The following is a 17252-nucleotide window of genomic DNA, read 5'->3' on the forward strand; positions in this document are numbered from 1 at the left end:
TCTGTTGGCGCGGGGGTCGGTGTGTGCGTTGTTGGCGGAGCATCGTTGTCGGTTGTTTGCTGACGGGTTGTTCGAGGATCTGTTCGCGAGTGGGCGTGGTCGCCCGTCGGCGCCCGGGGGAGGTGGTGGCCGCGGTGATGGTGCTGCAGGCGTTGGAGGGCCTGTCGGATCGGGCGGCGTGCGCGCGGTTGCAGACTGATGTGGGGTGGAAGGCTGCGGCGGGGCTGGCGCTCACTGATGAGGCGTTCCATCACACGGTGCTGACGTTGTGGCGGAACAGGCTGCGGGCCGGCGGGCGTCCGGATCGGATCTTCGAGGCGGTGCGGGGGCTGATCGCAGCGTCGGGCGCGGTCGCGGGGCGTGAGCGGCGTGTGCTGGATTCCACGGTGCTCGACGACGCGGTCGCCCGTCAGGGCACCGTCACGATGCTGGCGGTCCAGATTCGGCGGGTGCGGCGGCTGGTGGGCGAGTTGGGCGAGGTTCCGGTGCGCGAACGCAATCTGGACCCGGCGGGGCCGGTGGTGGACTGGGCGGACCCTGCGGACATCGAGCGGCTGGTCAGCGAGCTGACAGATGACGCGTTGGATCTGATCGGCGCAGCGGGGGGCCTCGAATTGGACGATGCCCAGGCGGACGCGGTGGGGTTGTTGGGGCTGGTCGCGGGCCAGGACACCGAGCCCGTCGACGGGGAGCCGGGGCGGTGGCGGATCGCCCGGCGGACCGCGAAGGGGCGGGTGATCAGCGTGGTCGATCCCGAGTCGCGGCACACCCACAAGACCGCTCACAGCTACCGGGACGGCTTCAAGTGAATCACCCCGTGTTTTGTAGAGACTCTGGGGGTCCCTGTGTTTCGTGTAGGCGGATTACTGGATTCATGCTGCCGGTTTGTGTTGGTGTCGGTTCTCGAACTCGACGGGTGAGAGCATGCCAAGGGCGCTGTGGCGCCGCTGGCGGTTGTGCCAGATCTCGAGGTATTCGAAGATCGCGTTGGCGAGCTCGATGCGTGTGTGCCAGCGTTTGCGGTCCAGCAGTTCGACTTGCATGCGGGACCAGAACGACTCGATCATCGCGTTGTCGTAGCAGTCCCCGACCGAGCCCATCGAGGGCAGCAGCCCCGAGTCGACGGCTCGCTGGGTGAACGCCCACGACGTGAACTGGGTGCCCTGATCGCTGTGGACCACCGTCTCGTCCGGTGTCGGGCTGCGTGCCTCAATCGCCATTCCCAAGGCGCTCGTCACCATCGCGGCGGTGGGTCGGGAGTCGATGGACCAGCCCACGACACGGCGGCTGAAGGTGTCGAGCACCACAGCGCAATAGAGCTTGCCCTCGCGGGTGGGGTGCTCGGTGATGTCGGTCACCCACAGCCGGTCCGGGGCTGAACTGGTGAAGTCACGGTCCACGAGATCGGCTGCGGTCGCCGCGTTGGGGACCTTGCGGAACTTGGGCCGCCCCGACACGCCGCGCAGCCCCGCTCGCCGCATGAGTGTCTCGACGGTCTGACGGCACACTGCTATGCCGCGGCCCAGAACCAGCTCGGCATGGACTCGGTTGGCGCCGTAGGTCTGCCGGGACACGGCGTGGATCTCACAGATGACATCACCCAGCCAGGCGTGCCGGATCGAACGCGCTGAGGGCGGGCGGCGAAGCCAGCCGTAGTAGCCCGACACCGAAACCCCCAACAGTTCGCATGCCCGCTCGACAGGAAGCCCTTCCGCGGCCATCACCTTGATGGCCGCGAACCGCCTTTTGGGTCGACGTCCCCCTTCAGCAGCTCGGTCGCCCGGCGGTGGATCGCCAGCTCGGTCTCGAGCTCGCGTACCCGCCTGCGCAAGGCCACAAGCTCCGCATGCTCAGCTGTCGTCAGACCCGGCTCGACGCCGGCGTCGATGCGCGCCTGGCGGCGCCACGTATAGATCGACTGATCGCTGATCCCAAGCTCAGCCGCGACCTGCGCAACCGGCCGGCCCGCCTCGACCAGATCGATCACACGCCGCCGGAACTCCGCCGGATAACCCCTCGGTGCCATGAAGCCTCCTCAAAGCTCATGACAACACAATCCAGCATCCACCCCGCGCGAAACCCAGGGTGCACCAAGCAGAACCACGCACCCCACCACCATGCCGCGCGCCCACCCCCCACACGCGGAAATCCGCCCACTTTCCGACCACCCTCCTAGGAGGGTGGTCGGAAAGCCGCTATTTCGGCGTTTGTCAGATGCAAACCCGCAGGTCAGGGACTTGCTGTGTCGGCAAGATCCCCTTTTCCGACCACCCTCCTAGTCATCCGCGAAGTCGCTGCGGCTGTGACCTGCGATTGAGCAACTGACCGGCCGGATGACATCGGCGGGGACGCTACCCACGTGCCGCTCGCGCGTCAAGCAGGTGCGCACTTGCACAACGAACGCGCAAACTTGGCCGTTGAGTCACTCCTACGGCCTCGGGATAGAGCAGTACTCGTGGAGTACTCAGTAAGGAAACGTCCGCGGGGGCGGACGACCGTCACCTCCAAGCACCAAGTGACGATTTCCGCTGAGGCCTTCGCCGCTGCAGGCTTGGCGCCGGGCGACTCGCTGGCGGGCCGCCTACCGATCGGTGAAGCTGCCCGATGCCTTCGTCATTGCGACGGCGATCCACCACGACGCCGATGCACTGCTGACCACCGACCGCGACTGGCCCGGACCCCTCACACGCCAGCTCCCCTTCGAGCTGCAGATCGTCTGACCGGCCGTCCGGTGCCGCGTACCGCACGCCGCACGCCAGCGCACTGCTGGCTTACCGAGTGCGCCGACGCTTGGCAATCTGAGATCTCGGCCGCAGAAGCCACGTAAACGCGGAATCAAAATAACTTCGTGAAGATAGTGAAGATCATGAAAACAGGGAAGAAAAAGAACACTGAGCACGTCGAGACTAGACTGAGCGGATGACCCCCCAGCGGCCCCAGTACTTTCCCGCCGAGGTCGACATCCCCGCCTCGATGCCCTTCACGCCCGGCTTCGGCAGCACGCCGCCGTGCCTGGTCGGCCGGGACGATCTCATCCGCACGGTGTGCGCCTTGCTGGCCGGAGACCCTGCCGGCGAGGGAAGCACCAACGTGCTGCTGGCACCGCGAGGCCTCGGCAAAACCGTCTTGCTGAACGAGGTAGAAGACGCCGCCCGGTCAGAACGCGGCTGGCTGGTGGTCTCGGTGTCGGGGACCGACGGCGACCCGATTGCCGAGACGCACAAAGAGGTCTGCCGGGCCATGGACGACTGGACCCAGGCCCACGGCGACCCGGCACGGCGGCGGCTGGCTTCGGTGAGCATCGGCGCCGCGGGTCTGTCGGCCGGGGTCTCCTACTCCGAAGAACCCCAACCGAGGCGAACGACTTACGGCGACGACCTGCGCCGCGACCTGAGCGAACTCACGAGCGCGGCTGCTTCCACCGGCGCCCGGGTGCTGCTCACCATGGACGAGATGCACGCGATACCGCTGGCCCAAGCCCGGCAGCTCGGCTCGTACATCCAGCACATCGCCAAGCGGGAACGCCGGGCGCTCGTGTTCCTGGGAGCGGCACTGCCCTACATCACCGAAACGCTGCTGGCCGACCGCAAATCGACGTTCCTGCAGCGTCTCGCAATCCACCGGGCAGATCCGCTGTCGGCAGCCGACGCACGCCGCGGGCTGAAAGAACCGATCGAGACCCACGGAGGCCGCATCGACGACGAGGCACTGGAGCTGGCGACCGCTGCGGTGGGCGGCCACCCGTACATGCTCCAGCTCGTCGGCGACAAGATGTGGCGGGCCGCAGCCGGCGCAGCCGAGCCGATCACTGTCGTGCACGCGCAGGACGCCGCCGCAGATGCCAAGGAATCACTGGGAGACCATCTGTTCGCACCGACGTGGCACGGCCTGTCGGAAAATGACAAGCGCTTCCTGTCGGCGCTCGTCGCTTTGAGCGCGACACACGCCACGCCACGGGTCGCCGCAGTCTGCGAGCGAGCTGGCATCGGCAATTCCAGCGCCAGTGCCTACCGGCGACGGCTGCTGCTGTCGGGCCTGGTCGGCCCCGGCGGGCGCGGCCGGCTCCGGCTGGCCCATCCCGCAATCGCCCCGTGGCTGAAGCAGGCCATCGCAACTGGCTCGATCAGCGTCCCCGCAACCCCGCAATCCGGCACCTGAGGCTGGGGCATCTGGCTGCAAGCACCGCCGCCTGATTCCCACAAACTGAACCCTGCAGCGGGGATCCACGCCGCCCAGGCCCAAGAGAGTTACCCCTGTCACCCCCGACGCCGACCTCGGCTGCGGTGGCGTAGCGGCGTGCCCAGACGCGGCACAGTTCCTCGAAGTGCGGGCCGACGACAAGTGACCGGAACGCGTCCTGGCAGGCCGCCCACACCTGCGCGGCCGTCCTTGCTCCAGTTGCATGGAACCGGCGGCTGAGTGCCAAGTGGAATCGCGCGCATTCAGGACCGTGCCGGCGTTGCGCCGAGCACCAGACAGGATCAGCCGGCAGTCAAGCCGTCGATAACGGCTGTCGACGACGCCGAGTGTCAGGGGCTCAGCGCGTTCAGCGGTACGACGCCGACGCCGTCGGCTCTCATGTGCGGCTGACCGGTGGAGGTGACCACCATAAGCGCCGCAGGCGGCCCCGAGACGCTCGTGTCCACTTTGGCGCTCAGCGCCAGCAATGACCGTGCTGCAGCGTCGACGGAGTCGGGGGCGCCGAGCTTGACTTCGGCGGCGATCCACCTGCCGTCGTCGCGTTCGACTACCGCGTCGACCTCGAGACCAGACTTGTCGCGGTAGTGAAATATCGTGCTCCTGCTCGCTTGCGCGTAGATCCGCATATCGCGCACGGCCATCGACTCGAACAACAGACCAAGCGCGGCCCGGTCCTCGAACAGTGCGTCCGCATTCGCGCCGACCGCAGCTGCAGCCAGCGACGGATCGACCAAGTGGTGCTTGGGGGAGCGCCGCAGCGGGGTGCGCGACATCAGCCGGGGGTTCCATGCCGGCTGGCTCTCGTAGACAAAGATGGCGCTCAAGGCGTCGAGGTACGCGCTCACTGTTTGACGGGCTGCTGGACTTTCGGCGCCCATGTCCCACAGCAGGGTCTTGGTGCTGGCCTCTGAGGAGCTGTTGCGGGCCAGCGAAGCGAGCAGTCGGCGCACGCTGCGAGCGCTGTGGCTGATGCCGCTCGCCTTGGGCACATCGACGCGGCACACCTCGTCGAGGTAATCGCGAGCGAACTCCTGAGCGTCGCGGGGCGCCATTGCCTGAGTGAGGGGCCAACCGCCGCGCAGAAGCCAGTCGATAACGCTGCGCAGCTCATCGGCACCCGACACACCGCCCACCGGCGCCGGCCGGTACTCCGCTTCGGAACCGCTGTCGAACAGTCCTCTCAAGCTGACCGATCCCGCTGAGACGCCGCTCTCCCACAGCGACATCGGCCGCATCTTCACGCGTCCCATCCGCCCGGCGCCGGAATGCCTGACGACGTAGTCGGTGGGCTGGGCCGACGCTGAGAGGATGAACCGTCCAGGCTGCCCCAGACGGTCACCGGCACGCCTCACCCGGTCCCAAAGACCCGGCACGAGCGGCCACTCATCCAACAGCATGGGGTGAGGCCCCTCCAGCAGCGGGAGCGTTCCCTGAGCGGCATGCCCTCGTGCGGCCTCGTCCTCGTCGAAGAGCACCTCGCTGGCCGCGAACTGCCGGGAAGCGGTCGTCTTTCCACAGCCACGCGCGCCCTCGATGAGCACCACGGGCACAGAGCGAAGCTTGCCTCCGATCTGAGGATCGACCACTCGCGCCATATAGCTGCCATCGTTCCCCACGGACGCAGACTAACCGACCGGCTGCTCAGCATCTAACAACTTGGCATCTACCGATCTAACAGAATGGCCTTGCCGTGCATGACAAACCGGACACCTGGAACTGGCCCATCGGCATGCGCCGGTCGAAGTGATAGGCCCCGCCGTCAAAGCGAACAGCTCGCTCTGGCCGACTCTCTGCTGGCCCGACTGGCTGCGCCGACGCTTCGCTATCTGAGACCTATTTCGCTACAGCCACATCAACGCGACAGAAAGTCACACTCGTGAAGACAGTGAAGACCAGGAACAAAAATCGACGCTCGGTCTTTGTCCCTGAATCAGCTGCCGTTGTACAGGCGCTGGAGGTCCCGGGACGATCTCATCCGCACGGTGTGCGCCCTGCTGGCCGGCGACCCCGCCAGCGAGGGAGGCACCAATGTCCTGCTGGCGCCGCGCGGCCTCGGCAAGACCGTGGTGCTGAACGAGATCGAGGATGCCGCCCGAGCCGAACGCGGCTGGCTGGTGGTCTCGGTGTCGGGCACCGACGGCGACCCGATTGCCGAGACGCACAAAGAGGTCTGTCGGGCAATGGACGACTGGACCCAAGCCCACGGCGAGCCTGCACGGCGGCGGCTGACGTCGGTGAGCGTCGGCGCCGCAGGTCTGTCGGCGAGTGTCGCCTACTCCGAGGAACCCGAACCGAGGCGAACCGTCTACGGCGACGACCTGCGCCGCCTGTGCTACCTCCGCGACCAACTCGACGCATCGCAGCCGGGCGCCTTCCGCGCCGGCGTGCTGATTCACGCCGGGGCCAACAGCCTCCCGCTCGGCGACCGGCTGTACTCAGCAGCCGCGGACAACTCAGCAGCCGCGGACACACTCTGGACGCAGCACTGCACACCGACCCGGTCCCCGCTTGCCGCCGCGTCCCGTGCGACGGCCGCTCATCGAGGACAACCTCAACACGATGCCCCGCCGACTCCACAACTGGACACCAGCCGCCGACATCTACACTCAACTCACTCGCAACCACCAATAGAGCTTGCCCAGCAAGCGATTCTTCAGTACGGTCCCATGCATCTGGTACCAGATCGGCGCACCTCGTTTCGCTGCGACGCGAAACGCTTCGACAATCAGAGCCTCGAGCGCGGTGTCTTCGGCCGGATCCATCGGCCCGGGTGCGTTGGCTTGTTCCACAACGAACTCTTCAGAGGCCGTGTCTTCAGATGCCTCGATTCGTTCCGACGTATCGGCGTGAGGAACGTGCTTGGAGTCCTCAGCCATGTCTCCCCTTGCTTTGGATCGACCGCTCCAACCTAGCGATCTCCCTTCGAAACCTGCTTGTGATTTCGAGTTGCCCGAGTTCGACGCTGTACACCTGCCGCATGTTCCGCCGTGACGTCATCTTTGCATCGCGCCTGCGGTGGCGTCGGTGATGGCGCGCCAGACACGCTGCGGTGTGAGCGGCATGTCGAGGTGGCGGATGCCGAGGTGCGCAAGGGCGTCGATGACCGCGTTTTGCACCGCTGGCGTGCTGCCAACCGAGCCGGCTTCCCCGAGGCCCTTGGCCCCCAGCGGATTGACGTGCGTCGGCGTCTCGTGGGTGACCCGTTCGAAGAAGGGCATCTCAGCAGCGGAGAAGACCGCGTAGTCGGCGAAGTTGCCGGTCAGCGGGTTGCCCTCGTCGTCGTAGACGAACTCTTCGTACAGCGCCTGCGCTGCACCGTGGGCCAGCCCGCCGTGCACCTGTCCCTCCGCGAGCAGCGGATTGACGATGACGCCGGCGTCGTCGCAGGCCACCAGCCGCTGCAGTTCGACTTCGCCCGTGTGGCGGTCGACTTCGACCACCGCGATGTGCGTACCGAAGGGAAATGTCGGTGCTTCTGATTCGAACGTCTCCTCGGCGTGCAGCAGGCGCGGCCCGTGGGCACCACCCGGCTCGGGACGACTAGCCGTCGCGAGATGTTCGGCCACGGCAGCCCAGTCGACCGAGACCGCCGGGGTGCCAACCACGTGAAAGGCACCCGAGCCGGTGTCGAGCGTCACATCCGCTGGATCGGCCTCGAGCAGCGTGGCAGCCACGGTGCGCGCCTGGTCCACCAGTGCGCCCGATGCCTCCCAGATGGAGGTGCCTGCGAGCTGCACCGAGCGCGAACCGCCGGTGATCTGGCCCTGAGGGACTTCGTCGGTGTCGCCGTGGACGATGTCGATGCGATCCATCGGCACCCCGGTGCGGTCCGAGATCAGCATCGCCCACGAGGTGTGATGGCCCTGCCCATAGGGCGATGACCCGGTGCGCCCCACAATCCGCCCTCCCTCGACCAGCTCGACCGCGCCGTACTCGGACCGCCCGAGGCCAGCAGTGCGTTCGACATAGGTGGCGACACCGATGCCGAGCAGCTTGTCGTCGCCATCGGCGCGTCGGCGGGCCTGTTCTTTGCGCAGAGCGGCGTAATCGGCGTCTTCGAGGGCAGCATCCATGCCGGCTTCGTACGCGCCCGTGTCGTAACGCATGCCGGTTCGGGTATGGAACGGGAACGCCTCGGGCGGCAGGAAGTTCTTGCGGCGCACATCGATGGGATCCATCCCCACCTCGGCAGCGAACACATCGACGGCACGCTCGATGGCGGCGGCCGCCTCTGGTCGGCCAGCGCCCCGGAACGGGCCGACGGGCGTCGTGTTGGTCAGAACCGACACAGAGCTGAAGCCGAGCGAGGCGATGTCGTAGCAGCCGGTCAGCATCGCCTGGATGTTGCTGGGCAGCGCTGCGCCGGTATTGCCGTACGCGCCGGCGTCCTGGACGACCCGTACCTCGAACGCAGTGATGCGGCCCTCGGCAGTCCCCCCGATGCGGCAGTACTGGATCTGCCCGCGCCCGTGCACCAGCCCGACCATGTCAGCGCTGCGGGACGGGACCCACATGACCGGTCTGCCGAGCCGATCTGACAGCCATCCCAGCAAGGTCTCCTCGGGATGGGGTCGAGCCTTCGCACCGAAGCTGCCGCCGACGTCCCGGGAGACCACGCGCATCTGGTCGCGTTCGAGGCCCAGCATCTTGGCCAAGGCGGCGCGCACCGGGTGGGGTCCTTGGCCAGCGTTCATGTGGTGCAGGCGGCCGTCGTCGGCCCAGCGGCTTGCCGCCACCCGGGGCTCCAGCGGGCACGGGGCGATGCGGTTGTTCACCGTGCGCACCTCGGCGACGACTTTGCATCCCGAAAAGTCGGCCGGCTCACCGTCGAGCGATATTCGGAGCACCACGTTCGGCTCGGCCATGCCCTCGAACAGCGCAGGGGCGTCGAGCGCAGCCTCGGGATCGACAAGCGCTTCGAGGGGCTCATAGTCGACCACGACGAGTTCGGCGGCATCGATCGCTGCAGTGGCCGTTTCTGCAACCACGACCGCCACCGGCTCTCCGACGAACCGCACCCGATCGTCAGCCAGCAGAGTGCGCACGATGGCGGGATCGAACGCCGGGCTAGGGGCTGGGTATGGAGGCAGGTCTAGGTCGGCCGCAGTGACGACGTCGACGACGCCGTGAGCGTTGCGTGCCTCGCTGACGTCGAGCCCAGCGATCACGGCGTGCGCAACGGTGGACGTCACGTAGCACGCATGGACGACACCGTCCCACTCCGCTTCCACTGCGAGGTTGGCAACGAACCGTCCCTGGCCGCGCAGCAGCGGCTCGTCCTCACGTCGGACGACTGATGTTCCTCGAAGCGACATGCGGTGACCTCTGCCTCGCCGTTCGGCCGACGGCGATTGTGGCAGAGGCGCTACCAGCGCGCTGTGGGATCGATCGAGAGCACCTCGACCATCTCGGCGTGCAGCGCCGAAAAGTGCGACGACCGCTGACCGGCGCGACCGCCGTAGGCCGTCGCTGCTCCATCGGAAACGGGCCACTGTGGCTGATACCCAGCCGCCCCGAGCGCATCGTCGACGACTTCCTGCCACTGGGCGCGCTGTGTGCTGAGCTCACACGCCATGACGCCTGCGGTGACGAGCGGCTCGTCGCCGGGACCCGCCGGAGCGTCGAACAGCTCACTCGCCATCGGCACGAGCTGATCGAACAACGGCAGCAGGTGAGCGATGCCTTGCTCGGTGCGCAGCAGACGGTCGAGCAATCCGCTGGCGTGGCGCAAGTGCGACCGTTCCTCGGCGAGCGCCCGACGTGCCACAGCTCCGAGGGATTCCCAGGACGAATTCACCAGCGCGCGCCATCGCACTGTCTCGGCCGTGTCATACAGGAAGTGGCGCACCAGCGTTTCCGCCCAGTCGTGGCAGGGCAGTTCGGTGATGTGAGCGCAGAGATACTCGTGCGGCTCGCGCCCGTATGCCATCGCGTCGATGTCCCCGCCCAGCAGCCCGTACAGCGCGCGGGCGTGGCCCAGCTCGTCCTGGCTGATCGAGGTGAGTGCCAGGTCCTCTTCGAGAAACGGCCCGACCGCGATCCACCAACCCAGGTTCTGACCGATACACAGCTCGTCATCGGCGAGCGCCAGCACGAACTCGCGCGCGCCCTCGATGTGCGACGGGTAGCCGGTCGCTCCGACCGCAGCCACGGGCGTCCGTGCTTCTGGGTCGTTCATGCTGGTTGGCTCATGCTGGCTCGGAGCTGCCGGCTTTGCGCAGATCCCGCAAGAACGCGCCGTCATTGTGGCGATGGACGCGGTCGGCCATCTCCAGTTCGGTGGGGTCGGCGACCAGCAGATCCTCTCGAGCGACGACCCACATCTGGTTTCCCTCTGACCGTCGCGCGTAACAGTCGCGGGCGAAGCTGAGGGCCAATTCGTCGTCGGGTGCTTCGAGCGCGCCGACGTGCGTGAAGGGATCCTTGCCCGGACGCTTCAGGAACACCTCGTACGTCTTCATGCCGGTGCCTTTCCATTCGGCACCGCCCCGATGGCGGCCGTACCCAGCGGGAGGTCGACGCGGCCGACCACCTCGACGGGGTTGCGGCACTGCGGGCACCACTCGACGCTGCGGCACGGCGTCGGTCCGAAGTCCGAACGGTGCTCGAGCGCCGTGCTGCCGCAGATCGGGCAGCTCGCAGCCGCAGATCGGTTTCGCACCGCGACGGAGTACTCGCGAGCCAGAAAGCCCACAGCCGACGGTGCAATCCGATCCGGAGTCCACACGGGGTCGTCGACGAAGATCACTTCTATAGCGACGTCGGCACCGGCACACGCCGCTCGCGCCGCATCGGTGACATCCCGAGCGATGACGTCAAGCGCCGGGCAGCCGAGCATCGTCGGCACCAGCTCGATCCGTACAGTCGAGCCGCCGTCAAGGCTGCTGACCCGTTCGAGGATCCCCAACTCGGAGATGGTCACCTCGGGATATTCCGGGTCGCACACCGCCGACACGCACTGGCGGATTGCCGTGACGACACCAGCGGGAGCACTCCGGCTCATGCCGGCACCGCTGCAGCTTCGTCCAGCGCCTCGCGCACCCACGCGGCGCCATCCCAGGCGTTGCGGGCATCGCGCAACCGCCGCTCGCTGTCGGGTCCACGGCCGGCGATAGCCGCCTTCAGCGCATCCCAGTCGATCTCGCCGCTGACCCACCGTCCCGTCTCTGGATCCTGGCGGAGATCCGGATCGGGAATGGCGAAGCCGGCCGCCTGCAGCTGGGGCACCATCTTCTGCACGAACTTGTCCCGCAGCACCTCGTTGCGCTCGGACTTGATGTGCCAGCGCAGCAGCACGTCGTCGGGTCCGGTGTCGGGGCCGAACAGCTGCACTGCCGGCCACCACCACCGGTCGAGACCTTCCTGCATCATCTGGTGCTGGGTGGCGGTGCCCTTGGCCATCTTCAGCAACAGCTCCTCGCCGTTGCGCATGTGGAAGCCCTCCTCGGCGATGACGCGCCGCAGGATCCGCTTGTACGGCCCGTAGCTGCAGTTCTTGAAGACCGCCTGCTGGCTGGCCAGCGCCGCTGCGTCCACCAAGTAGGCGATGGCGATCTGGTCGCCCCATGAGTACGCCCGGTAGTGGAACACATTGTGGAAGGTGGTGCGTCCCGCCAGCAGGTCGGCGGTCATCTCGTCACGGGTCTTGACACCCATGTCCGCCGCCACCATGTACAGCAGGTGCGCGTGGCCGATCTCGTCCTGCGTCTTGGCGAGGGCCGTCAGCTTGTTGGCCAGCCCCGGAGCCTTGGCGATCCAGTCACGCTCGGTCAGCCCGCCCATGTATTCGCTGTTGGCGTGCATCTCGATAAAGCGGAAGACCGCCTGGCGGTATGCGTCGGGCATATCGTCACCGGGCTCTACTAAGCCGCCGCCGTCGAGGAATGCTTCGAACTCCTCCATCGAGTCCCACCTGCGCATTGCTGCCTCCCTTGGCGCTCGGGCGTTTCGCCTCCGACGCTGCGGCGCCGCCGCGCGGCAGATGCTACGCACACGCGGACAGGTCCTCCTGGACTCTGCGGGTGTCCGGGGAGCGGCAGCAGATGCTACGCACACGCGGACAGGTCCTTGCCGGTGCTCAACGATTGCGCGGCACCCATTCAGCGGCGCAACGACGGCTCGGCGCGTCGGCGATAAGCGCAGCCGCGGCGCAACTCGCTAGGCCGACATGGGCCTGATCGAAGCCGACGACGACCATGCCCCCCGTCCTTGAGTGTTCTGTGCCCTGACTCGGACCCTGTAGCTCTTGCCGTTTGTCAGGGTTCCAAGCGTCGTGCTCAATTCCATGAGGTCCGAGTGGGACACGACCTGCCAACCGGCACCACCGACATCGGAGCAATCGGTGTCGGTGTCGTTGCAGTACGCAACTTCGTACCCGACGATTTCCGAGTGATTCTTGGCGGGCGCAGACCACGTCACGGTGATCTGCGCGTTACCGGCCATCAGACGGGGCGCCGAGGGCCGATTCGGGCCACCTGCTCTCGCCGACTGCGCGGTGCTCCATTCGCTGTCGCCCTCGCGCCTGCTGGTCGTCAACAGCTCGACTGTGTACTGCGTGTCGTTGGTGAGACTGGAGACCGTGTAGGTCCTCCGGGTGGCTCCGCTCAAGTTTCTCGTCACCCAGTCGGTGCCCGTATTCGGGTCACAGCTCCCGTCGGCAGCGCAGTACCGCAGCTTGAAGCCCGTGACCGCCGACCCGTTCGCGCTGGGTGCCGACCACGAAGCGATCAACTGACGGTTGCCCGACGCGATCTCGACGGTGCTGGGTGCGCTGGGTGCGCCGATCGGCATTCCCATGGCAGGCGACGACCACGGACTCTCACGGCTGTCGCCGGTCGTAGCACGTACCCGCACTTGATACGCAGTTCCGTTGGTCAGGCCTCCGATGATCGCGCTGGTGCCGATGCCTGAGTGGCTGTGCGTTTCCCACATGCTGGACCACGTCGGATTCGAGGCACAGGTCAGAACCGTCGTGTCGGCGTTGGTCGCGGTGCAGGCCCGGTATCGCACGTCGTAGCCGCCGATGATCGAGCCGTTGGATCGCGGAATAATCCAATTCACCGTCAACTCGCCGTCGCCGGTGGTTACCCTCGGTGTGGTGGGCGCCGCCGGTGCGCCCACTGGCGTGCCTTCTGCCGGTGTCGCGGTCCACGGCCCCCAGCCCTTCTCGTTCTCAGCGCGCACTCGTACTTGGTACTTGGTGCCATTGGCCAGTCCGGTGATGATCCGCGACAGGCTCGCACCGACATCGCCGTGAAGCCGCCAGTTCCCCCAGGCCGGCTCGTCTCCAGTGCAGTTCGGCGGCGTGGCCGTGCACGCCCGGTAGGCCACCTCGTAGCGCTCGATCGTCGAATCGTGATCGTCAGGCTCATCCCAGTCGACTCGGAGCTGGCGATCGTCCGGAGTCAGCTCCGGGGCAGCCGGAGCGTCGGGTACCGCAGTCACGACGGCGGACTCGATCTGCGACCAACCGCTGTCGCCAGTGCTGCTCGTGGCTCGTACTCGCACTTGGTACGCGGTGTCATTGGTCAGGCCGGAAATCGTCCTGCTGGTGGTCGTGCCGGTGTCACTATGCGGCTGCCACGTCTCGTTCCACTTGGGACTCGACGTACAGTCCTTCCGCGTCGCCGTGCAGGCCCGGTACTCCACGATGTAGCCGCTGATGGTCGAACCGTGCGACTCCGGCTCGGCCCATGACACGACGAGTTGCATGTGGCTTGGCTCCAAGGCCAGCCCTGTCGGCGTCGACGGCGCTGCAACCGGGATGCCGGATGCGACTGGCGACCACAGCCCCACGCCGTTGGCGCTGCGAGCCCGCACTCGCGCTTCATACTTCGTGCCGTTGGTCAACGCGGTGATCGTCGCAGTGATGCTGGTGGCCGCGTACCTGAGCTCGATCCAGTTCCCCCACGTCGGGTCGGACGTGCAGTCCTTCGGCGTCGCCGTGCAGGCCCGGTACTCCAAGTGGTACTGGGTTATCTCCAGTCCATTGCCGCTCGGCGCTGGCCATGAGAGACCGACCTGCTGATTGCCCACGGTCATGGTCAGGGCGGAAGGAGCGTCAGGCCGCAGCGACGGCGTGCCCGACGCGGAAGAAGACCACTGCCCGTCCCCGACGCTGTTGGCGGCGCGGACGCGCACCTTGTACGTCGTGCCGTTGTTCAATGCGGTGATCGTGTAGGTGGTCGCAGGCGGGTCTGCTCCGGTTCCGCTGACCTGCCTTGGTGCTGTCCAATCACCGTCGATGCTGCAATCTGCCGTGCTCACGCAGTGGGCAATGTCGTAGCGGATGATGTCAGAACCGTTGTGCGCTGGAGCTTCCCACGTCACCACCAGCGTCTCGTCGCCCGGGGTCAGCGTGGGAGCCGTCGGCTTGGACGGCTTGCCAAGCGGAGTCGACTCCCCAGCAGCCGAATACGGCCCGAAGCCATGGGAAATGACGGCTCGCACCCGCACTTCGTACTTGACGGCATTCGTGAGACCAGTGATCGTCAGCTCGAGGGTGCTGATGTCCGTGTGCCGTCTCGTCTGCCAGCTCCCCCATCGTGGATTCGATCTGCAATCCTTCGGCGTCGCTGTACACGCCCGGTACTGCACGTCGTAGCCGTTGATCGTCGTGCCGTTGCCCGTCGGCGCGCTCCACGAAACCACGATCCGGCGGTCGCCGGCTGTCAGAGCAGGCACGCCGGGCGCGTCAGGCAGGGCCGTCGGCGTGCCCGTCCTGCTCGACGACCACGGACCCACGCCTTGGTCAGCGCCGCCGAGGTCATTCTTGGCCCGGACGCGCACCATGTAGGCCGTGCCGTTGCTCAACGACTGGATCTCGTGCCTGGTCTCCGTGCCCGAGTGACCGGCGTCAGTCCAGCTTTCTGAATCGCTGGCACAGGTGCCGGTGCAGTACTCGACGTCATAACCGGAGATTTCGAGGCCGTTGTCCGACGGCGCGACCCATGTCACCACCACTTTCTCGTGACTTGGCTCCACGGTCGGAGTGCTCGGCCTCGCCGGCGCCGAGACCGGAGGCTCCTTCCCGGCCGCCGACCACGGTCCCGCCCCGTTGGCATTCCGCGCCCGCACCTGTACTTCGTACGCAGTGCCGTTGGTCAGCCCCGTGATCGTCACGATCTTGCCGGTGCCTGAATGGCTGAGTGCCCTCCAGTTGCCCCAAGTCGGCTCGGTATCGCAGGTCAGGACCGTCGGGTCGGACCCGGTCGCCGTGCAGGCCCGGTACTGCACGTCGTAGTCGTTGACAGGCGACCCGGAGTAGGCGGGTTCGTTCCATTGGACGAGGATCTGTCGATCACCCGGTGTCAGATCAGGAGCACGCTCGAAACTCGGCAACTGCTCAGGTGTCGCAGATGCAGATCGCGACCAGTCGCTCTCGCTCCCGCCGCTGCGGGCCCGCACCCGCACCTCGTGCTTGATGCCGTTGCCCAGCCTGGTGATCGTGGTGGTGATGCCAGTGCCTGTGTGGCTGTGCGGCGTCCAACTGCCGCATGTCAGGCTCGCATCGCAGGTCCGGTACTGCACGTCGTAGCCCTCGATGGCTCCGCCGCTCGGGGGAGTCGACGGCGCCCACGACACCCTCAACTGCTCGTTCGCGGCCTCCACAGTCAGATCCGTTGGAACGGACGGCTTCGCTGTCTGCACCGCCGGTATGCCGGACACGGTCTGCGACCATGACCCGAGTCCGAAAATGTTGCGGGCCCGCACCCGCACTTGGTACGCCGTGCCGTTGGCGAGGCCGGTGATGGTGGTGCTGGCGCCGGTGTCCGAATGGGCATGTGCGGCCCAGTTGCCCCACCTCGGGCTGGACACGCAGGTTCTCAGCGTGGCCGTGCATGCGCGGTACTCCACCACGTAACCGGTGACCGCTGCACCGAAGGTGCTGGTAGGCGCCCTCCATGACACCGCCAAGCTCAAGTTCCCGGCAGTCGCCGTGAGCGACGTCGGTGCGGTCGGCGGGTCTGTGCCGATAGCCGTCAGCGTGCCTGCCGCGGCGCGCGCCGCAGTGTCGATGCGGTCCGACCCGCTGATTCTGTGCAGAGCCGCCGTAGGGGCAAGAGCGCGCAGGCGGGCATGCAAGCTGGTGTCGAGCGCCGCGCTCCCGCCGACCAGCACGATCGCGCGCGGCCGCAGTGCCTCGATGCGGCGCTCTGTGGGCGTGGTCAACGTGCTCGTCTGGGAGTAAAGCACTGCGGCACCGCTGGTGACGGCCGCGTAGGCAGCAGCTACTCCCATGTCTGCTGGGCTCCACCCGTTCGCGATCACCAGCGTGGTGGACGTGTTCAGCGCGGCCGCTGCTGCGGTATCGCTGCGTGACGCGCCGCTGTGGCGCGTCACGCTGCGCACTGACGGAGCGAGCTCCCGGACACGATCGGCAAGGGATGCTGCGAGCACCGCCGTGCCCCCGACGAATTCGACCTGCGATGGCTGCTGTTCGCGGATGATGCCCTCGGTCGGCACCGTCAGGCTGTCGGTGGTGGCCAGCAGCACCGCAGCATTGGATCTCGTCGCCGCCAAGGCCGCCGCGACGCCCGTGTCCGCGGCGCTGTAGCCGTTCGCCACAATGAACGTGGCGGCGGTCGACGGCACCGCCTTCGCAGCCGTGTCGAAGCGGTCCATGCCCTCGATCCGCCTGACTGCGGCACCGCCGACCAGTGAGACCACCTCATCTTGGACCTCGGTCGACAGCGCAGCCGTGCCGCCGACCAGGATCACCGCCGACGGCTGGCGATCTCGGATGAAATTCGCCGTGCTGGTCGTGAGCTCTCGCCCGCTGGCATACAGCACCACCGCATCGGAAAGGCTGTCGCTTTCAAGGGCCGCGAGCGCCGACGCGACGGCCGAGTCGGCAGAACTCCAGCCGTTCGCGATGACGACGGTACCGACGGACCGACTCTGCGCCGACGCCGTGGGTGCCAGCACGGCGGCAAACAGCGCGAGAACAGCAAGAACCACAGCACCGCTGCACAGTCCCCGTCTGATGCGCCTCAGCCGCCCGTTGCGCGCGCGCGAGTCGTACCGGAATCGCTGATGCAGCCCGCTCAGCG

11 protein-coding genes and 1 pseudogene are annotated in these 17252 nt (G+C 67.0%); 4 read left to right on the plus strand and 8 right to left on the minus strand.

Annotated elements, in window-relative coordinates; translation table 11 throughout:
• Positions 1-89: 89 nt before the first annotated feature.
• Complete coding sequence (locus ACOGXQ_RS10400; protein ID WP_419947311.1) at positions 90-809, plus strand: transposase; 720 nt, start codon at positions 90-92, stop codon at positions 807-809.
• Between the two features lie 63 nt (positions 810-872).
• On the opposite strand, the pseudogene ACOGXQ_RS10405 reads toward ACOGXQ_RS10400, so the two are convergent.
• Positions 873-2026: pseudogene (locus tag ACOGXQ_RS10405) on the minus strand (IS3 family transposase).
• Positions 2027-2591: 565 nt separating this feature from the next.
• On the opposite strand from ACOGXQ_RS10405, the gene ACOGXQ_RS10410 reads away from it, so the two are divergent.
• Together ACOGXQ_RS10410 and ACOGXQ_RS10415 are read left to right on the plus strand one after the other, a co-directional pair.
• Positions 2592-2720 (plus strand): hypothetical protein, encoded by a 129-nt coding sequence (locus ACOGXQ_RS10410; RefSeq protein WP_419947312.1) that lies wholly within the window; start codon positions 2592-2594, stop codon positions 2718-2720.
• A 199-nt stretch (positions 2721-2919) separates the two neighbouring features.
• Positions 2920-4158, plus strand: coding sequence for an AAA family ATPase (locus ACOGXQ_RS10415; protein ID WP_419947313.1), 1239 nt, complete (start codon positions 2920-2922; stop codon positions 4156-4158).
• 371 nt (positions 4159-4529) lie between these two features.
• On the opposite strand, the gene ACOGXQ_RS10420 is transcribed toward ACOGXQ_RS10415, so the two are convergent.
• Complete coding sequence (locus ACOGXQ_RS10420; protein ID WP_419947314.1) at positions 4530-5816, minus strand: ATP-binding protein; 1287 nt, start codon at positions 5814-5816, stop codon at positions 4530-4532.
• A 303-nt stretch (positions 5817-6119) separates the two neighbouring features.
• Here ACOGXQ_RS10420 and ACOGXQ_RS10425 point away from each other — a divergent pair, with 303 nt between their 5' ends.
• The gene (locus tag ACOGXQ_RS10425; protein WP_419947315.1) at positions 6120-7112 is read left to right on the plus strand and encodes a hypothetical protein; all 993 of its coding nucleotides are present in this window, start codon (positions 6120-6122) and stop codon (positions 7110-7112) included.
• Positions 7113-7193: 81 nt separating this feature from the next.
• Here the strand turns inward: ACOGXQ_RS10425 and ACOGXQ_RS10430 are convergent, their stop codons facing one another.
• The 6 genes from ACOGXQ_RS10430 to ACOGXQ_RS10455 form a co-directional block, all read right to left on the minus strand.
• On the minus strand, positions 7194-9515 hold the full coding sequence (locus ACOGXQ_RS10430) for a xanthine dehydrogenase family protein molybdopterin-binding subunit (RefSeq protein WP_419947316.1): 2322 nt from the start codon (positions 9513-9515) through the stop codon (positions 7194-7196).
• 50 nt (positions 9516-9565) lie between these two features.
• A complete protein-coding gene (gene paaC, locus ACOGXQ_RS10435) occupies positions 9566-10378 on the minus strand; it encodes a 1,2-phenylacetyl-CoA epoxidase subunit PaaC (RefSeq protein WP_419943622.1) in 813 nt (270 codons plus the stop codon).
• Between the two features lie 10 nt (positions 10379-10388).
• Positions 10389-10661 (minus strand): 1,2-phenylacetyl-CoA epoxidase subunit B, encoded by a 273-nt coding sequence (gene paaB, locus ACOGXQ_RS10440; protein WP_419943623.1) that lies wholly within the window; start codon positions 10659-10661, stop codon positions 10389-10391.
• A complete protein-coding gene (locus tag ACOGXQ_RS10445) occupies positions 10658-11203 on the minus strand; it encodes an iron-sulfur cluster assembly protein (protein ID WP_419943624.1) in 546 nt (181 codons plus the stop codon). Before ACOGXQ_RS10445 ends, paaB begins: the two co-directional genes overlap by 4 nt.
• Positions 11200-12120 carry a 1,2-phenylacetyl-CoA epoxidase subunit PaaA gene (paaA, locus tag ACOGXQ_RS10450; RefSeq protein ID WP_419943625.1) on the minus strand — a complete coding sequence of 307 codons (921 nt, stop codon included), beginning with the start codon at positions 12118-12120 and terminating at the stop codon, positions 11200-11202. The genes ACOGXQ_RS10445 and paaA overlap by 4 nt, the downstream gene beginning before the upstream one ends.
• Positions 12121-12357: 237 nt before the next feature.
• Positions 12358-17160, minus strand: a complete 4803-nt coding sequence (locus ACOGXQ_RS10455; protein WP_419943626.1) for a fibronectin type III domain-containing protein — start codon at positions 17158-17160, stop codon at positions 12358-12360.
• Positions 17161-17252: the final 92 nt, after the last annotated feature.

Source organism: Candidatus Poriferisodalis sp. (genome assembly GCF_965208485.1).
Classification (GTDB): Bacteria; Actinomycetota; Acidimicrobiia; order Acidimicrobiales; family Poriferisodalaceae; genus Poriferisodalis.